Genomic DNA, 22,566 nt, shown 5'->3' on the forward strand with positions numbered 1-22,566 from the left:
TTACCGTCAAAACGACGATTTCCTCATTGATATCTATTCGACATCGGATTAAAAATCCCTACATTTAATATTGACGAATCTACCAAATGATGCTAATATGGTAATATATTATTACTTTAAATAACTAAAGGATTCTATTCCTTAGGAGGATAACATGACTTCAAATGATATGGAATATCTAACAATAGCGTTACCAAAAGGTAAATTATTTACACCTTCTGCAGAAATTTTGGCTAAAATTGGCTATACAGCAGAAGGGCTAAGTGAAAAATCACGTAAACTAGTAATTACAAATGAAGAAAAAAAGATAAAATTTATTATTACAAAAACTGTAGATCTCCCAACTTATGTGGAATATGGTGCAGCTGATATTGGAATTATTGGGAAGGATATTTTATTGGAAGAAAATAAAGATGTTTATGAACTTCTTGACTTAAAATATGGATTATGCCGTTTGATGGTCGCTGTTCCAGAAGCCTTATTACAAGAAAAATTAAGTGATTACGCGCATATGCGAGTAGCTACAAAGTTTCCGCGAGTGGCTGAAAACTTTTTTAATGGTAAAGGTATTCAAATGGAATTTATTAAATTAAATGGTTCCATTGAGTTAGGCCCTATGGTGGGATTGGCAGAAATCATTGTAGATATCGTAGAAACAGGTCGTACATTAAAAGAAAATAATTTGATTGAAATTGCCCAAATTACGAATGCAACGGCAAGGTTTATTGCTAACAGAGTAAGCTTTAAAATGAAATTTGACCGGATTAATCAGATGGTAGAAGATTTAAGGGCAATTGTTGAAAGTGGTGAAAAGAAATGAGAACGATAAGTACGCAAGAGGTGGGAATTGAAGAACTTAAAAAAATCTTATCTAAACCAGCCTTTGATCAGGTTGTATTGAGTGATCGAATTCGTGAAAAAAATAAAACCTTGTTTGGTGAAGATTTAACTGCGGCACAGATTGTCGATAAAATTGTCAAGGGCATTCGTGAAGATGGAGATAAAGCGGTTATTGATTTTACTAAGTTAATTGATGGTGTAGAATTTAGTGCAGAAAATTTGGAAGTCAGTGAAGCCGAATTTATGGAAGCTGAGTCCTTAGTTGACTCTAAAATTTTAGCTTCTATTCGAAAAGCGATTGATAACGTTCGTTCTTATCACGTGGAACAGAAACCCAGATCTTGGATTACTTATCGGGAACATGGGTCAATGCTTGGGCAATCTTGTATCCCTTTAGATCGTGTGGGAATTTATGTACCTGGGGGTACAGCATCTTATCCATCTTCTGTAATTATGAATGCAGTACCAGCATCTGTTGCTGGTGTAAAAGAAATTATTATGGCAGTACCGCCAGCAAAAGATGGAAAAGTAAATCCGTATGTGCTTGTTGCCGCTCGTGAAGCAGGTGTTGACCGTGTATTTAAGATTGGTGGTGCGCAGGCAATTGCAGCTTTTGCTTTCGGTACAGAAACGGTTCCTCGGGTCGATAAGATTACAGGCCCAGGAAATATTTTTGTTACACTTGCGAAAAAAGCCGTATATGGACATTGTGATATTGATATGCTAGCTGGTCCAAGTGAAATTTTAATCATTGCCGATGAATCAGCAGATCCAGCTTATATAGCGGCTGATATGCTTAGTCAGGCTGAACATGACGTACTTGCATCTAGTATTGTCATTACGAATAGCATAGATTTAGCAGAAAAAGTAGAGACTGAGGTAAAAACTCAGTTGACTGCATTGCCTAGGCAGGAAATTGCTGCTGCATCAATTGAGAAAAATGGGTTACTTATTGTAGCCGATGATTTAATGCAGGCGATGGAACTTGCCAATCTATCGGCACCAGAGCATTTAGAGATTTTAACACGTGAACCATTTACATTGCTTCCCTATGTTCGTCATGCAGGGGCTGTTTTTCTAGGTGCATATTCACCAGAACCTTTAGGTGATTATTTTGCCGGTCCTAATCATGTATTACCGACTGGTGGAACAGCGCGATTTTACTCGGTGCTAAATGTAGAAACTTTTATGAAACGAACAAGCATTATTTCTTATACAGCCCCAGCTTTAGCTGAGGTAAAGGATGATATTATTCGATTGGCAGAGGCTGAAGGATTAGAAGCGCATGCCAATGCAATTAGAATGAGAGGTTAGAAAAATGTATAGACAAGGATTAGAATCATTACCAACGTATGATGTATCTGAAAAGGATTGGAAGATAAAACTTAATGCAAATGAAAGCAATCTAAATTTACCGCCATTGGTAGAGGAACGAGTAATAGCTCGTTTGGGAAGAGTGGCGTTTAATCGTTATCCTGATACTGAAATGGATGATTTAAAGGATTTAATTGCCAGAAATTTTCGTCTAAATGAAGAGAATGTACTAGTTGCAAATGGATCAAGTGAAATTTTAGAAAAATTATTTTTTGCTTTTGGCGGTCCAAAGCGTTCTATCGTTTTTCCTATGCCCTCTTTCTCTATGTACAATATCTATGCAAAACTAAGTGAATCGGAAGCTAAAGTTGTTCCGTTAGAAGCAGATTATACATTAGATGTAAAAAAATTTATTCAAGCAGTACAAGAGTGCGATGCTAAGCTTGCAGTAGTTTGTACGCCAAATAATCCAACGGGAACAATTATCCCTTTAGCAGACATAGAATATATTGCAAAAAATATTGATTGTCCGTTAGCGGTAGATGAGGCTTATGTAGAGTTTTATGGAATATCTGCAGCAAGTCTCATTGAAAAATACCCAAATTTAATTGTTGCGAGAACATTTTCGAAGGCTTATGGCATGGCAGCAGCGCGCGTTGGTTATATGTTAGCGGGTAAAGATATCATTCATATGATTGGTAAAGCTTGTATGCCTTATCATGTGAATGTGTTGAGCTTGGCTGCAGCAGCCATTGTATATCAAATGCGCGATGAATTTGTACCGAGAATTCAAATGTATGTTGCTGAACGCAAACGGATGTTTGAAGCATTGGAAAAAATAAAAGGGATTACGGTATATCCTTCAGAAACGAATTTTATTTTGATTCGTTATGAAAATGCGGTAGCATTAAATGAATATTTGGAAAGTTTAAAAATTGGTGTGCGCAGTTTTGGCAATGCGCCGGGGCTAGAGAATTGTTTGCGCATTACAATTGGTACGAGAGAAGAAAATGACCAGTGGTTAAGTGCTGTAAAAGCTTTTGTTGAAAGGAGCTGACAAAATGCGAATTGCAGAGATTAGTAGAAAAACTGGGGAAACAGATATTCAAGTGAAATGTAATTTAGATGGTAATGGATTTGCGAAGGTTTCGACTGGGATTGGCTTTTTTGATCATATGTTAAATTTGTTTACGAAGCATGGTTTGTTTGACATGGAGATTTTTTCTCAAGGGGATTTAGTGGTGGATGGACATCATACCGTTGAAGATGTGGGCATTGCGCTGGGGCAAGCGGTGTTAAAAGCCGTTGGCAGTAAGACTGGAATTAAGCGCTATGGAACTGCTTTTGTGCCAATGGATGAGGCGCTTGCAATGGTGTCGCTTGACCTTAGTGGCAGAGCATTTTTAGTCTATGATGTGGCGCAGCCATTAACACCGATGATTGGCAATTATGATACCGAACTTACGGAAGAGTTTTTACGTGCATTTACGATGCAAGCAGGAATTACTTTACATGTTAAAGTATTGCATGGTAAAAATTCACATCATATCGTGGAAGCTATTTTTAAAGCGCTTGGCAGAGCCTTGTGTGAGGCTGTAACGAAAGATGCACGTATTCAAGGTGTGATGTCGACAAAAGGGATGCTGTAAGCGAATTAGGAGGATGCTCTATGATTGCGATTATTGATTATGGACGTGGCAATTTGTTTAGCGTGGAAAAAGCTTTTGTAAAGCTTGGCGCAGATGTCATCGTTACGAATGATATAGAAAAAATAAGACGGGCAGATAAAGTTGTTTTACCAGGTGTCGGTGCATTTGGCGATTGTATGGAGACGTTAAAAAAAGCTGGATTGATTCCGGTTATTCAAGAGGCAGCTACATCTGGTAAACCTTTTTTAGGAATATGTTTGGGCCTTCAACTTTTATTTGAGCGTAGTGAGGAATCGCCTGGTGTTGCTGGGCTTGGAATATTTAAGGGAGCAATCAGACAAATTGTTGCTCCTAAGTTAAAAGTTCCTCATATGGGATGGAATAGTTTATCGCTAAAGAATGCTACGTCACTATTAAAGGGGCTGCCGGAAAATCCATATGTGTATTTTGTCCATAGTTTTCATGCCGTGCCAGAAGACGCATCCATTATCACTGCGGTCACGGAATATGGAAGTTCATTAACGGCTGCTGTCGGCAAAGGTAATGTGCAGGCAATGCAGTTTCATCCAGAAAAATCTAGTAGTGTTGGCTTAAAAATACTTGAGAGTTTTGTAAAAAACAAAGCAGTATAGAAAGTAAGGAAGTGTTGGCATGATTGTATTTCCAGCGATTGATATTCGCAAGGGCAAATGTGTTCGCTTAACAGAAGGGCGATTCGATAAAGAAACAATTTTTGGCGACAATCCAGAAGAAATGGCAAAAAAATGGGCATCGTTGGGTGCTGATTTTTTACACGTTGTGGATTTAGATGGGGCTTTGGCTGGAAAATCAGTGAATTTATCGGCAATTGAAGCGATTGTAAAGAGTGTAGATATTCCAGTACAGCTCGGTGGCGGGATTCGCACTTTAGAAAATATTGAGGAACTTTTATCATTAGGTGTTTCTCGAGTGATATTAGGTTCTGTAGCAGTAAAAAATCCAAACTTAGTAAGAGAAGCTTGCAAAAAATATGGTGATCGAATCGTTGTCGGAATTGATGCACGTGACGGCAGTGTTGCTGTTGAAGGATGGGGTGTATCAGGCGGCGTTGAGGCAGATACACTTGCAAAGCAGATGGCTGAAGTTGGTGTCAAACGGATTATTTATACAGATATTTCACGTGATGGAATGCTAAACGGGGTAAATGTAAAAGCAACAGCACGTTTAGCAAAACTAAGCAATATTGCTGTAATTGCTTCGGGTGGCGTAAGCTCAATTGAGGATATTAAAGCTGTCAAAGCAGTGGAAAGTTCAGGCGTTGAAGGCGTTATTGTCGGTAAGGCAATTTATACGGATTCGCTTGATTTAAGAGAAGCGTTAAAAGTTGCAGAAGGGGAGTAATGCAATGTATACAAAACGAATTATTCCTTGTCTTGATGTAAAAGGTGGTCGTGTTGTAAAAGGCACAAATTTTGTTGGGTTGCGTGATGCGGGAGATCCTGTAGAATTGTCGGCGGTATATGATAAAGAAATTGCCGATGAACTTGTTCTACTGGATATCACAGCGTCACATGAAGAGCGGAATACGATGGTGGATGTTGTTTCGGCTTGTGCATCTCAAGTTTTTATTCCTTTTACCGTTGGTGGCGGTATACGGATTGAAGAAGATATTCGCCGGATGTTAAAAGCCGGGGCGGATAAAGTATCTTTAAATACTGCAGCAATAAAAAATCCACAGCTTATTGTTGAGGGAGCAGAAAAGTTTGGTCGTCAATGTATTGTTCTTGCCGTTGATGCGAGAAGAAATGGCGAAAATAGTTGGGAAGTTTTTATCAATGGTGGTAGAACGCCGACTGGGCTTGATTGTTTAGAATGGGTAAAAAAAGCGGTTGATTTAGGTGCAGGTGAAATCCTTTTAACGAGCATGGATTGTGATGGGACGAAGAATGGGTATGATATTCCATTGACGCGAGCCGTATCAGAAGCGGTGAATGTTCCGGTTATTGCTTCTGGTGGTGCAGGAGAAATGGCGCATTTTTATGATGTTTTGACGGAGGGAAAAGCCGATGCGGTTTTGGCAGCTTCGGTATTTCATTATGGAACATTCACCGTAAGGCAAGTGAAAGAATATTTGAAATCGCGTGGTGTGGAGGTTAGATTGTGAATTTAGAGCAAGTTAAATTTAATGAAGCTGGTTTGGTTCCAGCAATTGTACAAGATGAAAATGGTGAAGTTTTAATGCTTGCCTATATGAATCAAGAATCGTTGCAAAAAACGATTGAAACAGGCGTAACCTGGTTCTATAGTCGCAGTCGTCAAACTCTCTGGCAAAAAGGTGAGACTTCGGGCAATGTGCAAAAAGTTCAGGATATTTGCTATGACTGTGATGGCGATAGTTTATTAATTAAAGTACAACAAACTGGGGCTGCTTGTCATACTGGTACATATTCTTGTTTTAGCGGACGCAGTCTAATAAAAACGAAGGATATTGCTGAAAAAATCTTTGATGGGGCACAAGTATATGGTAATAGTGCAGCGACGATTTTACATGATTTATACCATGTAATTAATGAACGTAAAATGAGTCCAGCCGAAGGGTCCTATACAAGTTACTTATTTGAAAAAGGGCAAGATAAAATAGTAAAGAAAGTTGTAGAAGAGGCTGGAGAAACAATTATTGGATCTAAAAATATGGATAAAGCTGAAATTCTTTACGAAATGTCTGATCTTTGGTATCATTGTTTAGTATTACTGGCTTTTCATGAGATTACACCAAGTGAATTGCTAGCAGAACTAGAAAAACGCAGAAAGGGTGGAAACTATCATTGTTTCCAAAGACCAGAGTAATATGGAAAAATCAGTTGGAACTCAATTTATGCAAGCAACGACGTATGAAAATCTGAACCCGAGTGGACAAAAACAAGGCTTGCCAATGCCAGCATTTGAATTGCCATATCAGACGAATGTAAAAATGGTAAAATTACCCGAGCCTGATATGCTAGCCGAAAAAGAAGTCAATTTCTTAGAGCTGATTGAACTTAGAACAAGTGTAAGACAATATCACAATACGGTGCTTACATTACATGATTTATCTTATCTCTTGTGGTGCTCACAAGGGGTAAAAATGGCAATGCCAGAAACGGGGACACTGAGAAATGTTCCATCAGCTGGAGCGAGACATGCATTTGAAACCTATGTTTTAATTAATCATGTCGAAGGAATTCCAGCGGGACTATATCGTTTTCTTGCTTTAGAACATGTGTTAATTGAGGTTAATATATCAGACACAATTGCCCAGGAAATTACGCAAGCATTTTTGAATCAAAAAATGATTTTATCAAGTTCGGTAACTTTTATCTGGACGGCTGTTGCTGAACGCATGACATGGCGCTATGGTGATCGTGGGTATCGTTATTTACATTTAGATGCTGGACATGTTTGTCAAAATATATATTTAGCAGCGAATACGTTAAATTTTGGCGCTTGTGCAATCGCAGCTTTTAATGATGAAGAATTGAATAAAGTACTTGGTGTAGATGGCGAAAAACAATTTGCAATTTATGGCGCGTGTATCGGAAAATGAAAAAAGCAAGCAAAAAGCTTGCTTTTTTGTTTTAGAGACAGGAAAAAGGTATATAAGAAATTTTCATACCGTATAAATAGTTTAAGAGAATTTTTAAATCTAAGATATTCCAAAAAAAAATGCAAACTTTATATTGCCTAAAGTTTATTTATAGTCTATCATAATAAAATGATTGAATTATTTTGTAAAATATAGTGGTGGGTGAATGTGTTGAATAAAAAAGTTTTAAAGATGAAACTTTTAAGTTTTGGTGAAAAAGTGCAATGTATTTTTCGGGATTGTCTAGGATTTATTATTACTTTATTTTTGCTCAACTTTACGACAATGGCCTGGTCACTGATTAATGAAGATAAAATAGATCTTTTATTTTGTTATGGATTTAGTTTGTTCTTTGCTGTCTTTATTGTAGCGGGGATGATTAATTTGCTTTGCAAAAAGACCTGGCTAAAAGAAACGGTAAAGGGATTTGTTTTATTTATTTCATCTATTATTTTTGGTGTTGAATTTTTTACGATGTATAATTATCAGTCTTTAATTGGTACAGGAATTATTAATTCATTATTTGAGACAAATTTTCGTGAAGCTTTAGAATTTTTGGATATGTATGTTGGTGTAAAAGAAGTTGCCTATGTCGTATTATCATTAGTATTTTTTTATTTTGTGAGAAAGCGCAGGCTGATTGATGGTGTGCGTAGTCAACCTCATTTCAACAAATTTGCAATGGGCGTTTTTGTTATAGGTCTTTTTTATATGGTACGGATGTTTTATTGTTATGGTGAATTTTTTATAGATCATCAGTTTATTCCTTTTCAGCGTGCATATGCTTCAGCAAAAGTGGCTTTGAAAAATATAGAAGCGTATGATGATTTATCAGGAAAGCTAAACGCCAATATTGAGTTAAGGGAAAATAAATCTAAAGTTAAAAATGTTGTTTTAATTTTAGGAGAGTCGACGAATAGAAATCATATGGGTGTATATGGCTATTATTTGCCGAATACGCCTAATTTTCAAAGAATGCGCGATAATCAAGAATTACAAGTTTTTACTGATGTTATTAGTCCACATTCAACGACAATTGCCGTATTAAGTAAATTATTTACATTTTGTAATTATGAATCGGATAAAGAGTGGTATAAATATAATAATTTGATTGATATTGCAAATGCGGCAGGTTATAAGACTTTTTGGCTATCAAATCAAGAGAGTTCTGGAATTTGGGGCAACGTTGCTCAGATTTTTGCGCAACATAGTACAAAGCATGAGTTTACAAGGATTCGTGAATCCAGAGAAGATTATGGGATTGTAGATGGGGAGTTATTTCCATTAATAGATCGCGCATTGCTAGAACCGGGGGAAAAGAATTTTTTTGTGATTCATCTTATGGGAGCACATGGACTTTATTATAATCGCTTTCCTTATGCTTTTTCTAAATTTTCCAAAGATGATATTCATCTTGATGTCAATGATGAAAAGAAAACGATTATTGCCCAATATGATAATGCTGTTTATTATAATGATTTTGTCGTCAATGAAATTATTAATAAATTTAGGGATAGAGAAACCGTTGTTTTATATGTTTCAGATCATGGCGAAGCTGTATATGATGAGCAAAATTTCACTGGACATATTGAAGAAAATCCAAATCGTCACATGATAGAAATTCCGATGATGATATGGGGTTCAGAAGAGTTTAAAAAGAATTATCCAGAGAAGATGCAGCATATTATGAATTCAACAGACAATCCATATATGACAGATGATATGATTCATACGTTTTTAGATCTTATGGACATAAAAACTCCTGATTATAATTCTGGACGCAGCATTATTAATGAAAATTTTGATATAACAAGAAAACGTATTTTTAATGAACGTGATTATGATAAGGAAATAAAAAATGGTGCTGCTAAAGAATCTGATGTAATACAGAATAGAGGGTAGATTATATTGGAAAAATGTAATGTGGAAAATTGTACGTGTCCACACGTGAATTGTGAAAATCATGGAAAGTGTTGTGCCTGCATCAATGCACATTATCGCAAAAACAGCCTTGTTTATTGTATGAGAAAGATAAGTGAAGCGAGAATTAAGCGAGCTGTGGATGAAGCTTTAGCAGGAAAATAGAAAAAATACTGGAATGTTTAAAATAATGAACATTCCAGTATTTTTATCCGATGGCTAACGGGGGCTATAATATTCCCTTCTAGACGAAAGTAAAGATACCGTAAGCCCCTGGATTATGTGTCTGATTTCAGTAGGACTTTAACTCCCACTGAAACAGCCGGGTTCATATCAGGAAAAGTAGGTGATTTTATATGGCAACAAATGGAACAGGGAAGAATAAGAAAACTAATACAAAGTCAAAAGTAAAACAAAGCCATTCGAGGACTATTTTTCGTTCATTTTTTATGATAAGTTTAGCGATTGCACTGGCTTGCGGATATTTTTACTTTGTTAACGATGACAAAAAAGATGACCATATAAAATCAGTGCCTAATTATATTGTTGAGAAAACAGGTTCAGCAGCAATTGCTGATTTTACAGATAAAACGAAGCAAGTGAATCAAGTTGTTGATGATGTGATAACTGAAAATGGAGCTACGATTCTTGATGTAAAGAATTTAAGCAAAATGGTATCAAGAAAATCGGTTGAGGGATCAATTAAATGGACCTGCAGTGAGATTCCAATTTCGCTGGAGATAAGCAAAATCAATGATTTTGAGCAATTGTTAAAAAAACGCCTTGGAAAGATTGGGGCTGATATTTTAACTATAGAACCTGACAAATATAATGGTCAGTCTGTGATGCGTTATGATATTGGCGTAAAAGATAAATTAGAAGATAATGATGATGTAACGATTATTGCAACTAAAATTTTTGTCATACAAAAGTCAAATGAAAATATTGCAACTGTCGAGAAAGTTAAGGAAAGAAAAACTACGCCAGGAGCGGGGAAACTTGCTTTAATTATTGATGATTTTGGTTATACAAAGGAACCAATTCAAGCTTATCGTAGAATTCATCGACCGCTTACTTTTGCAATTTTACCAAATCATCCATATAGTATGGATGCAATGAAATATGGAAAGCAGGATGGCAGGATACTTATTTTACATTTACCAATGGAAGCTATGAGTAGTGCGGCAAAAGAAGAAGCGATAACGATTCATACTGACATGAGTGAGAGTGAAATTAGAGCGGTGATTAACCAGTTAACAGAGGCTGTCCCTAATATATCCGGAGTAAATAATCATCAAGGATCTAAGGCGACAGCAGATAACAGGGTTATGCAAACCGTAATGAATGAGATGGAGGGAAAAGGATTATTTTTTATTGACAGTCATACGAGTGGTAGTTCTGTTGCATATAGTACCGCACGTAAACTTGGTGTACCAACGGCTCAAAATGAACTATTTATTGATAATGATAGTGATGTTAATGCGATTAAAATGCAATTAAGAACTGCTGGCGATATGGCTTTGCGCAATGGTGATGCGATTGCAATTGGGCATGCGAGAATGAATACAGCAAAAGCAATAAAAGAAATCATTCCAGAGCTTGAAGCAAAAGGTGTTGAATTTGTATTTGTAACTGAACTTTTACAGTAAGAAAAAAACTGAGCTGAAATTCAGCTCAGTTTTTGTTTTCTCCATAGATAAATTTGTTATAGATATCTTTCATTTCATAACGATTTTTTTGTGGAGGCCATAACTCGACGATTGCACTTTCACGCATGCCAGCCGCAAGATGAGAATAAAGCATTGGGTTATTTTTGCCAAGAGTAGCAATGAGTTCTTTAATTTCTTGACGCTTTGTTTTTCCATTTAGCGGACATGGACTTTCTATTGGCGTAAATCCGTGAATGTGAACGCTATCTTTTAATTCTGATTCACGAAAATAGACAAGAGGGCGAATAACCGTCAAATCTTTGCGATCTAAATAAGTTTTGGGTAAAAAAGTTTTTAATTGCCCTGAGCAAAGTAAACTCATGAAAAAAGTTTCTACGGCATCATCATTGTGATGTGCGTAGGCTACTTTATTATAGCCTTTTTCTTTAGCATAACGATTTACTGCTCCACGGCGAAAGAAAGCACAGGTAAAACAAGGATCTTTGCCATTTTGTTCTTTAATAATACCGGCGATATCTACTTGCTGCGTAAAAAATGGAATTTTTAAATCTGTGCAAAATTTTTCGAGACGGCTAGTTTCAAATTTATCAGTAAACATAGGATCAATCGTGATGGCAGCTAAAGAAAAATTTTTGTTTAATCGTTCACGGAGTACAGCCAATGCATAGGTCATAAACACGCTGTCTTTACCACCTGATAAACCGATTAATATTTTATCGTTTTCTTCAATTAAATCGAATTCTACAATCGCACGTAAAATTCTACTAAAATACATTTGGGGGAGTTGAATATTCATTTTACACCTCAATTAAACCTTTTATATTCTCTTTATTATAGCGTAAATCAATAAAAATAAAAGAATGATTATAAATATTTTTATTTTCGCTAAATACAAAAGTAGAAATATGAGAATATTAGGGAATACTATAATATCTCGTTTAAAAAGAAAAAATAGGAGGGTACTTTTCTAGAATAGGTAAAATGTCGTATAATAATATATAATGAAAACTATGCGGGCAGGTAAGCAGGTTTTTTGTATAATGAATTCAATTTATTATAGATAAAGATAATGGGGGTTAATCTTATGAAATCAACAAAACCAACTTATACGATTGGACATCGTAATCCAGATACCGATTCAATTTGTTCGGCAATTGGTTATGCACATTTGAAACAAAAATTAGGTGAGAATGTTTTACCAGCAAGAGCGGGAAAAATTAATGCAGAAACGAAATATGTATTAGAAGCATTTAAAATGGAAACGCCGAAATTAATTACTGATTTATATCCAAGGGTAAAAGATGTTACTTTGGCTTGTAATATTGTAGTTAAAGAAACGGATAATTTACGAAGACTAGGTGAGGTTCTGCGTAAACATGATATGAAATCAGTACCAGTTGTTGATTCTCATAATCATTTATGCGGGATAGTTACAGTGAGTGACTTAGCGAAACGTTATTTTAATGAGTTGAGCATGCAAAACTTAGCAGAAGCTAATGTATCATTAAAAGCAATCGTTGAGGTTGTTGATGGGGAAATAATTAATCAAGGCGATATGAGTCAAACGGTAAAAGGCAATGTACGTATTGGAGCTGGAAGCCGTGAGACTGTTCATAAATTTATTAAATCAGGCGATGTAGTATTGATTGGCGATCGAAAAGAAGCGATGTATATTGTTGCTCAGCAGGATATTTCTTGTTTAATTGTTACTGGTGATGGTGAAATTCCAGCCAATGTACTTGAGCTTGCAGAAGAGAAAAATTTATTAGTTGTATCTTCTCCATATGATACATATACTTGTGCTAGACTGGTAAATCAATGTATTCCTGTAAGTATGATTATGCAAAAAAATGTAACGACATTTAAACCAACAGATATGCTTAGTGATATCAAAGGAACGATGCAAGCGACACAATTTAGAAATTATCCAGTAGTAGAAAATGAAAAATTAATTGGTATTGTAAGTCGTGATCGGTTATCCATTCCAGAACGCGAAAAAGTAATTTTAGTTGATCACAACGAACGGAGTCAGGCTGTTGAAGGAATTGAAGAAGCTAAAATTCTTGAAATTATTGATCATCATCGTTTAGGTGGGATTCAAACAAGTGATCCTATTTTTACGCGTCAAGAACCGGTTGGTTGTACTGCTACAATTGTAGCTAATATGCATTGGCATCGTGATATAGAAATTCCGGCGGATATTGCTGGCTTATTGTTATCGGCGATTATTTCCGATACAGTGTTATTTAAATCTCCAACATGCACACCTTATGATAAAGAAACTGCTGAAAAGTTAGCGAAAATTGCGGGGGTTGATCTTAATGAGCACGGTATGGCATTATTAAAAGCTGGCTCAGGTATTGGAGATATGACACCGATGGAAATCGCAAAAAATGATTTGAAGGAATTCCAAATTGGTGATTATCGTATGATAGTCAGCCAAATTTCGGTTATGGATACAGAAGAAGTATTGGCATTAAAAGATGAATTGATTGCTTGTATGAACAGTATTTGTGAAGCTGAAGGGTATAATATGAGTTTGCTCATGGTAACTGATATTATTGAAGAAGGAACACATCTACTGTTTACGGGTAATCCAAAAACGATTATAGGTGAAGCATTCCATCAAGATGCAAGTGGTAATTTGATTTATTTACCGGGCGTAATGTCTCGTAAAAAACAAATTATTCCACCGATGGTTGAAGCATCTAAAAAAGATATGTAAAATAAGTTACGCAAATATAGAGACGTAAATTAACCTCTGGAGACTGAATCATCAGTTTTCAGAGGTTACTATATTCTTTATGCATAAGAATATAGCGGAGATTCATGATTTGGCGAAAGTAAAGATGGAGGAAAAGATGGATATATTTGAAGGATTAAACCCAGCGCAGACCGAGGCGGTAAAACAAACGAAAGGGCCGTTACTTATCATGGCTGGAGCTGGTTCTGGCAAGACGAAGGTGCTAACTTGCCGAATTGCAAATTTATTAGAACAAGGGATTGCCCCTTATAATATTTTAGCAATTACGTTTACCAATAAAGCAGCAGCTGAAATGCGTGAACGTGTAGATAGAATGATCGGAAATAAAGCGAAAGATGTTTGGCTTAACACATTTCATTCCTTTTGTGCAAAATTTTTAAGACGTGAAATTGAAGTTTTAGATGGCTATAAAAAGAATTTTACAATTTATGATTCCAGCGATTCCTTAACTTTAATAAAGAATTGTTTAAAAGAGCTAAATTTAGATGACAAACAATATGCACCGAATAGCGTCCAAGGCGTCATTTCTAACGCCAAGAATGCTTTAACGGGTGCGCGTGAATTTGAGCGCTCGGCAGATACCTTCTTTACGAAAAAGGTCGCGGAAGTATATGCGTTATATCAGAAAAAATTAAAGGCCAATAATGCATTGGACTTTGATGATTTATTAATGGTAACGGTAACTTTACTGCAAGAACATGAAGAAATTTTGCAGAATTATCAAGTTCGGTTTAAATATATTTTAATTGACGAGTATCAGGATACAAATGCGGCACAATATTTACTAGCTAAATTATTAGCGGCAAAATATCGTAATTTATGTGTTGTTGGTGATGCTGATCAGAGTATATATGGCTGGCGTGGTGCTGACATTCGTAATATTATGGATTTTGAAAATGATTATCCTGATGCTTTGACCATAAAATTAGAGCAAAATTATCGTTCGACGAAAAACATTTTGGCAGCTGCAAATGCGGTCATTGAAAACAATATCGACCGTAAGCCTAAAGAACTTTGGACGGAAAATCAAACCGGTGAAAAGATTACATGTTATTTAGCAAATGATGAACGTGATGAAGTGCAATTTATCGCCAATACAATAGTAAAACAAAAAACGATTTTTAATACATCTTATGGAGATATTGCCGTATTATATCGTACGAATTCACAGTCGCGTGTTTTAGAAGAAGGCTTTATGCGCGCGGGGATTCCTTATACGATGGTTGGTGGGTTAAAATTCTATGATCGCAAGGAAATCAAAGATATTCTTGCTTATTTAAGAGTGATTTTTAATCCCAATGATACCGTAAGTTTGATGCGAATCATCAATGTGCCAAAACGTGGGCTTGGGGATGCGACGATTGGCAAATTGAATGAATATGCCAATGCAAATCAATTATCGTTGTTTGATGTTGTATCAAATCCAGATATGGTACCAGGAATTACGGCACGTGTAAAACGACCGTTAGAACTGTTTGCAGAATTTGTTTTTAAAATGATGGCGTATCAAAATAATATGTCGGTGATGAATTTAATTGATCATGTGATGAAAGAATCCGGCTATCTTGCCGAGCTTGAAGCGGAAGATAAAGTGGAGAATCAAACGAGAATTGAAAACTTGAAAGAGCTGTTAAGTGTGGCAAAAGATTTTGCTAAAAGCGGTGAAGTGGACAATTTGGAAAATTTCTTAAGCCAAGTTGCGCTGGTATCAGATATTGATAATGCCGATTTAGAAGATGATCGCGTGACGTTAATGACGCTTCACTCCGCAAAAGGTCTGGAATTCCCAATTGCATTTATTGCGGGGATGGAAGAAGGGTTATTTCCACATGCGAGAACGTTAATGAATGAAAGTGAAATTGAAGAAGAGCGGCGAATTTGTTATGTGGGGATTACGAGAGCCAGACGTAAATTGTATTTAACAAATGCCAAAATGCGGACAATCTATGGAAAGACATTATCGTATCCACAATCTAGATTTTTAAATGAAATTCCGGATGAATATTTAGATAGGCTGGTTGTACGGGCAAATAATTATGGCTTTACCAATGCGAGCAATAATCAAATTGGGTTTAGCAGCAGCTTCCGTCCAACGAACCAGATGCAAACAGCGACGACACCAGTGCAAAGGGCAGATGTGATTAAGCCTGATACGAATGTAGCATGGCGTGCTGGCGATAAAGCAAAACATGGAAAATGGGGAATTGGCACTGTGGTTGCAGTAAAAGGATCAGGGGAAGAAGTTGAGCTCCAAATCGCATTTCCAGAGCAGGGAATTAAAGCTTTAATGCAGAAATATGCACCGATTACGAAAGTATAAGTAAAGCAGTAGAGGTGGCAAAATGAACCGCGAGCAGGCAAAAAAAGAAATTACCAGTTTGAGAGAAAAAATTAATTATCATATGCACCGATATCATGTATTAGATGCTCCTGAAATTGATGATTATACGTATGATATGATGTTTAAACAACTTAAGGAATTAGAGGAAAAGTATCCGGATTTAGTTACTGAAAATTCACCAACGCAACGTGTTGGTATGCAGCCGGCTGAAGGGTTTCAAAAAATCACGCACTTTACGCCAATGCGTAGTTTAGGAAACGTTTTTTCAGAAATGGAATTATTGAACTTTCATAAACGGGTGCAAAATGGATTAGATACTACACAAGCAATTGAATACGTCATTGAGCATAAGATTGATGGATTGGCAATTAATCTTGTTTATGAAAATGGCAAGTTGGTACGTGCGGCTACGCGGGGAGATGGAGTTACTGGTGAAGATGTAACTGCAAATATTAAAACGATTCGTTCAATACCACTGGAACTTCATCAAGATAAGGTAGAAATTCCGCAATTTTTAGAGGTGCGCGGTGAAGTATATATGCCCAAAGAATCGTTTATTCGGTTAAATGAGCAGCGGGAAGAAAATGACGAACCTTTATTTGCAAATCCGCGGAATGCAGCAGCTGGTTCATTAAGACAGCTTGATCCTAAAGAAGCGGCTAAAAGGTCATTAGATTCGATTTTATACGGAATAGGAGCGCATGAAGGCATTGAAATTTCTACTCATGAGATGATGCTAAAATGTCTTGAAGCTTGGGGCTTTAAAATTAATCGGATGTATAAAGTGACCAGTGATATTGATGAAGCTGCACAATATTGCCAAAGCTGGTCTGATAAACGCAACGATTTACCATTTGCGATTGATGGAATGGTAATGAAGGTTAATGATTTAGCTGCACAGGAGCTGCTTGGAGCAACAGCAAAAGATCCACGTTGGGCAATTGCATATAAATTTCCACCAGAACAGGCAGTAACTGTTGTTGAAGATATCATTATTAGTATTGGACGTACAGGGGTGTTAACGCCTACGGCAGATTTAACGCCAGTATTACTATCAGGCTCTACAGTTAGTCGAGCTACTTTGCATAATGAGGACTATATCAAAGAAAAAGATATTCGTATTGGTGATACGGTGTTAATTCATAAAGCGGGAGAAATTATTCCAGAGGTTCTTACCGTTTTAACTGAAAAGCGTACAGGTAAAGAAGTCCCTTTCGTTATGCCGCATTTATGCCCGGTTTGTGGAAGCGAAGCAAAACGTGTGGAAGATGAAGCCGCTTATCGGTGTACAAACGAAAATTGTCCAGCATTAATCCGGGGAAAAATTATTCATTTTGTATCGAGAGATGCAATGAATATTGAAGGGCTAGGGCCTGCGGTTGTCAGCAATTTATTAGAATCTCATTTAATTGAAGATGTTGCGGACTTATATCAATTGACGCGAGAACAATTGGTCAATTTAGAGCGAATGGGCGAAAAATCAGCGGCGAAATTACTTCAGTCAATTGAGATAAGTAAAAAAGCGGGTTTATCTCGTGTTTTATTTGGACTTGGAATTCGGTTTGTCGGTGTAAAAGCAGCAGCAACTTTAGCCAGAAAATTTGGCGATGTTGTTTCATTGCAAAGGGCAACAGTAGACGAACTTATTTTGCTTGAAGATATCGGTGAGAAAATTGCGCAAAGCGTAGTAACTTACTTCAATCAACTCAAACACATTGAATTAATTGAAAAACTCAAAAGTAGAGGCGTAATAATGACCGCTGAAAAAGTTGAACATAGAGTGGCGCAGAATTTTGCTGGGGTAACTTTTGTTTTAACAGGAACGTTGCCGACTTTAACGAGAAAAGAAGCAGCTGAGATGATTGAAAATAGGGGAGGCAAGGTCTCTGGTTCGGTAAGTAAAAAAACGAATTACGTTCTTGCCGGAACAGAAGCGGGAAGCAAGCTCGACAAGGCGGCGAATTTAGGAATCGCGATTATTGACGAAGCTGCATTTATGAAAATGGTAGAAGAAAATTAAAGCAAAAGGGTGCATGAACTTTTATGTTCATGCACCCTTTTGCAATTTACTTAACAATTTCTAAACGTGGATTTGGATTGTAGTTCCTACCTACTTTTGAGCAAGGCTTTCCATCGACCATAACAACGTCAGCCGTAAAATCAACATTCGTTTTAAAAATACTGCTTCCTACCGCATATACATCTACGGGAACATTTTCTTTTTCAAATTGTTTTATGCGCGCTTCGTTAAATCCACCAGAGACCATAATTTTTACATGGTCAAATCCTTCGTTATCCAAAGCATTGCGGACATTGTGAACCAATTGTGGATTTACGCCAGTAGGAGGGAAACTTCCCATTTGTTCATGAATTGACTTATCTACCATCTTATCTGATGTATCAAGTCTTACTGCATATAATCGGTCGCCTAGTGTTTTTGCTACGGCTAGACTTGTACCAACGCAGTCATTGTTAAAATCGACGAGAGCAACACGACGGATTGAAGGATCGATGTAATGATCAAATGCTTTCGTCGCAGCTACTGTATCGCCTTGATATGCAGCGATTAAAGCGTGTGGGATTGTCCCGGCAGCTTCAATCGCCCATGTTTTTGCATTTGCTGGTGTAGAAATTCCCTGCATACCCCCAATTTTGGCTGCATATCCGTCAGATTCTTGTACTGTGTAATGATCAAAGCGTGATGGGAAGAAAAGTACAGGTTTACCATTTGCAGCTTTAACAACTTTTCGTGCATTTGTTGCAATTTTTGTTTGGCGTGCAAGAATTCCCAAATAAAGAGTTTCTAGATGAGAGAAATCAGCTAAATCGCCTTCAATTGTCATGATTGTTTCCCAAGGTGCAATTTCATCACCGTCGTGTAACGCATGAATTTTAATTGTGTCAGGATGGTATGCACATTGCTTAATTAATGCAATTGCTTCATCAATTCCACAGAGAATTGCATGGTCGCGTTGAAAAATTTGCATCATTATACGTGGATGATATTGAGCAGCATTTAAAATTTCTTGTGTACGTAGAAAGTACACATCACTGTAATACCCAGATTTTATTTGTTCTACAGGAAATATGAATGTATTTGGATTATGTCTAGTTTTCATTATGAGTTCCTCCTGGTTAGATTTTTAATAATATACTTTGCTAAGAGAATATTTAGTTTAAAAGAAAGAAAACTTCTATTTAAGTAGTTTTAATTATGATACAATAAAATCGCATTTGTAATCAATAGGAGGACTGAAATGGAAACAGATATTACGATTCTTGATTTTAAGAATGAAGCACAATCATGGGAAGAATTAAAAAAAATTAACTGCGATGAAATGGGATTACATATATTGTGTCCAAAGAGCGTATTTAAAGTAATAAAAATAAAAAAAATTAGAACAAAAGCAGCAAATATATTGAAGCAAACTTTTTTAGGAAAAGGAGGAGATGTTGCTGTCTCACGTAAAACGGTTGATCTTAGTGCAGAATATACAGATGTAATCATTTTTGCAACATTAAAACAATATAAAGTTGCTTTAGCACAGCTAAAAGTTCAACCTTGGGGATTAGCAAAACTTGCGCAGCAAATTGAGAATATTTTAATGAAAAGCAAAGCTTTACCTTATCGGAATTATCAATGGTCAGATCGCGCTTTAGAAATTAATGATACAAATAGTTTAGTTATGGGGATTTTGAATGTAACGCCGGATTCTTTTTCTGATGGTGGAAGATTTAATCGAAAAGAAAGTGCAAAGGAAAGAGTAATAGCTTTGCAAGAGGCGGGAGCTGATATTATTGATATTGGGGCGGAATCTACACGACCATATGGAGGCGCGGAAAAAGTTACGGAAAAAGAGGAATTAGAAAGATTATTGCCAATATTAGAATATATAAATCCCTATTGTAAAGTTCCAATTTCAGTTGATACATATAAGGCGAATGTTGCTGAAGCTGCTTTAAAATGTGGAGCGCACATGATTAATGATATTTGGGGATTGCAACAAGATGAAAAGATGGCGCAAGTTGCTGCAAAGTATAATGTGCCAGTTGTTGTTATGCATAATCATGTTGATATGCAATATCCAGATGGTATTATGTATCATATGCGAAGTTTTTTTGAAAGAAGCATCGCAATTGGATTAGAAAATGGCTTAAAGAAAGAAAATATTATTATTGATCCGGGAATTGGGTTTGCAAAAAATTTTCAACAGAATATGTATGTGATGAATCACTTAGAAGATCTACAGCTGATGGATTGCCCAGTCCTTCTTGCAACCTCGCGTAAACGGTTTATTGGTGAAGTTTTGGATTTGCCAGTAGAGGAACGTGTAGAAGGGACCATTGCTACAGCTGCATTAGGAAGACAAAAAGGGGTGCAAATTCATCGAGTGCATGATGTAAAGGAAGTAAAACGAACTTTAAAAATGTTAGATGCAATGATGAGGAGTGGCAGAGATGAATAAGATTTTAATTGACAATGTAATGTTTTATGGATTCCACGGGGTATATGAATATGAGCGGGAGCAAGGACAAAAATTTTACTATGATATAGAAATGTACTGTAATGATATTACAGCTGCTCAGACGGATGATTTAACAAAAGGTGTTGATTACATTCATGTATATCAATTGGTGAAAGATATTGCAGAAAATAAGCGTTTTCAATTATTGGAAGCGTTAACTATGCATATGGCAGATAAAATTTTAGAAGCCTGTCCAGTTGTAGCAAAGGCAGTTGTCAGAGTCCGTAAATATGGGGTACCTATTGCAGGACCGATAAATTTTGTTCAAGTAGAATCAATTCGGGACCGCAAAGCAGAATGATTTTTTTAGGTCTTGGATCGAATATAGGAAATCGTAAGCAAAATCTTATGCGAGCAATTGAATTATTAAATCATCATAATGATATTATAGTAAGGCAAATTTCATCAATTTATGAAACTGAACCATATGGAGTAAAAGAGCAGGATGATTTTTTAAATGCAGTGATAGTAGTTGAAACGAAGCTTTTTCCGGAAGAATTATTAGATGTTTGCTTAACAATTGAAAGTCGAATGGGGAGGACGAGAGAATTGCGTTGGGGGCCAAGAGTTATTGATATTGATTTGCTTTCATATAATAATGAAGCAATGCATACAGAACGGTTGACACTACCCCATCCCTTTTTTGCTTTGCGAAAATTTGTTTTAGTACCCATGGCAGAGATTGCAGGAGATTTTATAGTTTCAGATGGAATGACTGTGAAAAATTTGCTAATGCAGTGCCCAGATAGTAGTAATGTTACGCTCTATTTTGGATAGAATATTCTTAAAAGTAGATTAAGGAGAGCGTACGCAATATGAAACGAATCATGATTTTGAGTGCTTCTATTGGGGCTGGTCATGTAAAAGCGGCACAAGCAATTCATGAAAGCTTAAATGATTTAGATGATATTTGTATTGTTGAATATGATGTACTTACTTTTATTCCTGAGATTTGTAAAAATTTTCTTTTGGGTTTATATTTATATAGTTTAAAATCATTCCCTCAAGTGTATGATCAAGCATATGCTTGGGGGAATGATAATAAGTGGGCATTGTATGGGAAAAAATTGTTGAATCAAGTATTTTCAAAAAAATTACTACATTATATTCGTGATTATTCGCCGGACTGCATTATTGCTACACATGCGATACCAGCAGGATTTGTCAGTTATTTAAAAGAAGAGAAGTATATAGAGTTAATGAGCGCCACGGTGATTACGGATTTTGCTGTACATCGGTTATGTTTTAATCAAAATACTGATTTGTTTTTTATTGCACATGAAGGATTAGTTTCAAATAAAGTATTTGATAATTTTTCGATGGAAAAAGTATATACTACAGGAATTCCAGTTAGGCAATCTTTTCTTGAACAGGTAGAGAAAAAGAAGATTTACAAGGATTTAAATTTTGTGGAGGATAAACCGACAATTTTGATTATGGGTGGCGGTGCTGGACTTTTGCCAATGGAAAAAATTTTGAGGGAATTTGAAATGATTGATATTCCGTTACAAGTGATTGCTGTTGCGGGCAATAATAATATCTTGTATAATAAGCTGCAATGCGTCAAATCAAGTCGCCATGATATTAAAACATTTAAGTTTGTTCAATCTATTCACCAGTTTATGTCTATTTCTGATTTAATGATTACAAAAGCTGGGGGAGTTACAATTGCAGAAGCTTTATGTAAAGGCCTTCCAATGTTAATCTATCGCCCTTTCCCAGGGCAAGAAAATTATAATGCGAAATTTATTGAAACTGCAGAGGTTGGATATATTATAAAAGATATTAATAAAATAAGTCGTTTTATTAAATTTTTGTTGGCAAATAATGCTGCGAGATTAAAAGAACTGCGGGAAAATTCCCAGGCTATAGCAAAGCCGAATGCAGCAAAACATATCATAGAGTGTATTTCTCAGAATTTTTCATAGTTTTTTATTGGTT

The 22,566-nt window shown here is 36.2% G+C and carries 21 protein-coding genes; 19 read left to right on the forward strand and 2 right to left on the reverse strand.

Annotation, left to right across the window (positions count from 1 at the left end; translation table 11 throughout):
* Positions 1-154 precede the first annotated feature (154 nt).
* The 12 genes from hisG to P3F81_RS04445 all read left to right on the forward strand — a co-directional run bounded on the left by hisG (position 155) and on the right by P3F81_RS04445 (position 10,973).
* On the forward strand, positions 155-820 hold the full coding sequence (hisG, locus tag P3F81_RS04390; protein WP_147667953.1) for an ATP phosphoribosyltransferase: 666 nt from the start codon (positions 155-157) through the stop codon (positions 818-820).
* On the forward strand, positions 817-2,154 hold the full coding sequence (hisD, locus tag P3F81_RS04395) for a histidinol dehydrogenase (protein WP_147667955.1): 1,338 nt from the start codon (positions 817-819) through the stop codon (positions 2,152-2,154). Before hisG ends, hisD begins: the two co-directional genes overlap by 4 nt.
* A 4-nt stretch (positions 2,155-2,158) precedes the next feature.
* Complete coding sequence (gene hisC / locus P3F81_RS04400) at positions 2,159-3,211, forward strand: histidinol-phosphate transaminase (protein ID WP_147667957.1); 1,053 nt, start codon at positions 2,159-2,161, stop codon at positions 3,209-3,211.
* Between the two features lie 4 nt (positions 3,212-3,215).
* Positions 3,216-3,803, forward strand: coding sequence for an imidazoleglycerol-phosphate dehydratase HisB (gene hisB, locus P3F81_RS04405; RefSeq protein ID WP_147667959.1), 588 nt, complete (start codon positions 3,216-3,218; stop codon positions 3,801-3,803).
* A 20-nt stretch (positions 3,804-3,823) separates the two neighbouring features.
* Positions 3,824-4,435, forward strand: a complete 612-nt coding sequence (gene hisH / locus P3F81_RS04410) for an imidazole glycerol phosphate synthase subunit HisH (protein WP_147667961.1) — start codon at positions 3,824-3,826, stop codon at positions 4,433-4,435.
* Positions 4,436-4,454: 19 nt separating this feature from the next.
* A complete protein-coding gene (hisA, locus tag P3F81_RS04415; RefSeq protein ID WP_147667963.1) occupies positions 4,455-5,183 on the forward strand; it encodes a 1-(5-phosphoribosyl)-5-[(5-phosphoribosylamino)methylideneamino]imidazole-4-carboxamide isomerase in 729 nt (242 codons plus the stop codon).
* 4 nt (positions 5,184-5,187) lie between these two features.
* A complete protein-coding gene (hisF, locus tag P3F81_RS04420; protein WP_147667966.1) occupies positions 5,188-5,946 on the forward strand; it encodes an imidazole glycerol phosphate synthase subunit HisF in 759 nt (252 codons plus the stop codon).
* On the forward strand, positions 5,940-6,629 hold the full coding sequence (hisIE, locus tag P3F81_RS04425) for a bifunctional phosphoribosyl-AMP cyclohydrolase/phosphoribosyl-ATP diphosphatase HisIE (RefSeq protein WP_147667968.1): 690 nt from the start codon (positions 5,940-5,942) through the stop codon (positions 6,627-6,629). The genes hisF and hisIE overlap by 7 nt, the downstream gene beginning before the upstream one ends.
* Position 6,630: 1 nt before the next feature.
* Positions 6,631-7,365 carry a SagB/ThcOx family dehydrogenase gene (locus P3F81_RS04430; RefSeq protein ID WP_147667970.1) on the forward strand — a complete coding sequence of 245 codons (735 nt, stop codon included), beginning with the start codon at positions 6,631-6,633 and terminating at the stop codon, positions 7,363-7,365.
* Positions 7,366-7,575: 210 nt separating this feature from the next.
* Entirely contained in the window at positions 7,576-9,306 is a 1,731-nt protein-coding gene (locus tag P3F81_RS04435; RefSeq protein WP_309320695.1) for a phosphoethanolamine transferase family protein, read from the forward strand.
* 6 nt (positions 9,307-9,312) lie between these two features.
* Complete coding sequence (locus P3F81_RS04440) at positions 9,313-9,489, forward strand: hypothetical protein (protein WP_309320697.1); 177 nt, start codon at positions 9,313-9,315, stop codon at positions 9,487-9,489.
* A 191-nt stretch (positions 9,490-9,680) separates the two neighbouring features.
* A complete protein-coding gene (locus P3F81_RS04445) occupies positions 9,681-10,973 on the forward strand; it encodes a divergent polysaccharide deacetylase family protein (protein ID WP_147667972.1) in 1,293 nt (430 codons plus the stop codon).
* 25 nt (positions 10,974-10,998) lie between these two features.
* Here P3F81_RS04445 and P3F81_RS04450 read toward each other — a convergent pair whose 3' ends face one another.
* Positions 10,999-11,790, reverse strand: coding sequence for a tRNA 2-thiocytidine biosynthesis TtcA family protein (locus P3F81_RS04450; RefSeq protein ID WP_147667974.1), 792 nt, complete (start codon positions 11,788-11,790; stop codon positions 10,999-11,001).
* Between the two features lie 288 nt (positions 11,791-12,078).
* On the opposite strand from P3F81_RS04450, the gene P3F81_RS04455 reads away from it, so the two are divergent.
* The 3 genes from P3F81_RS04455 to ligA all read left to right on the forward strand — a co-directional run bounded on the left by P3F81_RS04455 (position 12,079) and on the right by ligA (position 18,119).
* A complete protein-coding gene (locus tag P3F81_RS04455; RefSeq protein WP_147667976.1) occupies positions 12,079-13,719 on the forward strand; it encodes a putative manganese-dependent inorganic diphosphatase in 1,641 nt (546 codons plus the stop codon).
* Positions 13,720-13,855: 136 nt separating this feature from the next.
* On the forward strand, positions 13,856-16,078 hold the full coding sequence (gene pcrA, locus P3F81_RS04460; protein WP_147667978.1) for a DNA helicase PcrA: 2,223 nt from the start codon (positions 13,856-13,858) through the stop codon (positions 16,076-16,078).
* 22 nt (positions 16,079-16,100) lie between these two features.
* A complete protein-coding gene (gene ligA, locus P3F81_RS04465; protein ID WP_147667980.1) occupies positions 16,101-18,119 on the forward strand; it encodes an NAD-dependent DNA ligase LigA in 2,019 nt (672 codons plus the stop codon).
* Positions 18,120-18,165: 46 nt separating this feature from the next.
* Here ligA and P3F81_RS04470 read toward each other — a convergent pair whose 3' ends face one another.
* A complete protein-coding gene (locus P3F81_RS04470; protein ID WP_147667982.1) occupies positions 18,166-19,218 on the reverse strand; it encodes a nicotinate phosphoribosyltransferase in 1,053 nt (350 codons plus the stop codon).
* 138 nt (positions 19,219-19,356) lie between these two features.
* Between P3F81_RS04470 and folP the strand changes: the two genes are divergently transcribed.
* The 4 genes from folP to P3F81_RS04490 are packed head-to-tail and all read left to right on the forward strand — an operon-like array spanning position 19,357 to position 22,553.
* Positions 19,357-20,565 carry a dihydropteroate synthase gene (gene folP / locus P3F81_RS04475; protein ID WP_147667984.1) on the forward strand — a complete coding sequence of 403 codons (1,209 nt, stop codon included), beginning with the start codon at positions 19,357-19,359 and terminating at the stop codon, positions 20,563-20,565.
* Complete coding sequence (folB, locus tag P3F81_RS04480) at positions 20,558-20,926, forward strand: dihydroneopterin aldolase (protein WP_147667986.1); 369 nt, start codon at positions 20,558-20,560, stop codon at positions 20,924-20,926. Before folP ends, folB begins: the two co-directional genes overlap by 8 nt.
* Positions 20,923-21,402 (forward strand): 2-amino-4-hydroxy-6-hydroxymethyldihydropteridine diphosphokinase, encoded by a 480-nt coding sequence (folK, locus tag P3F81_RS04485; RefSeq protein WP_147667988.1) that lies wholly within the window; start codon positions 20,923-20,925, stop codon positions 21,400-21,402. The genes folB and folK overlap by 4 nt, the downstream gene beginning before the upstream one ends.
* Before the next feature lie 38 nt (positions 21,403-21,440).
* The gene (locus P3F81_RS04490; protein ID WP_147667990.1) at positions 21,441-22,553 is read left to right on the forward strand and encodes an MGDG synthase family glycosyltransferase; all 1,113 of its coding nucleotides are present in this window, start codon (positions 21,441-21,443) and stop codon (positions 22,551-22,553) included.
* Positions 22,554-22,566: the final 13 nt, after the last annotated feature.

Origin of the sequence: Selenobaculum gibii (genome assembly GCF_030273445.1) — a bacterium.
GTDB lineage: Bacteria > Bacillota > Negativicutes > ICN-92133 > ICN-92133 > Selenobaculum > Selenobaculum gibii.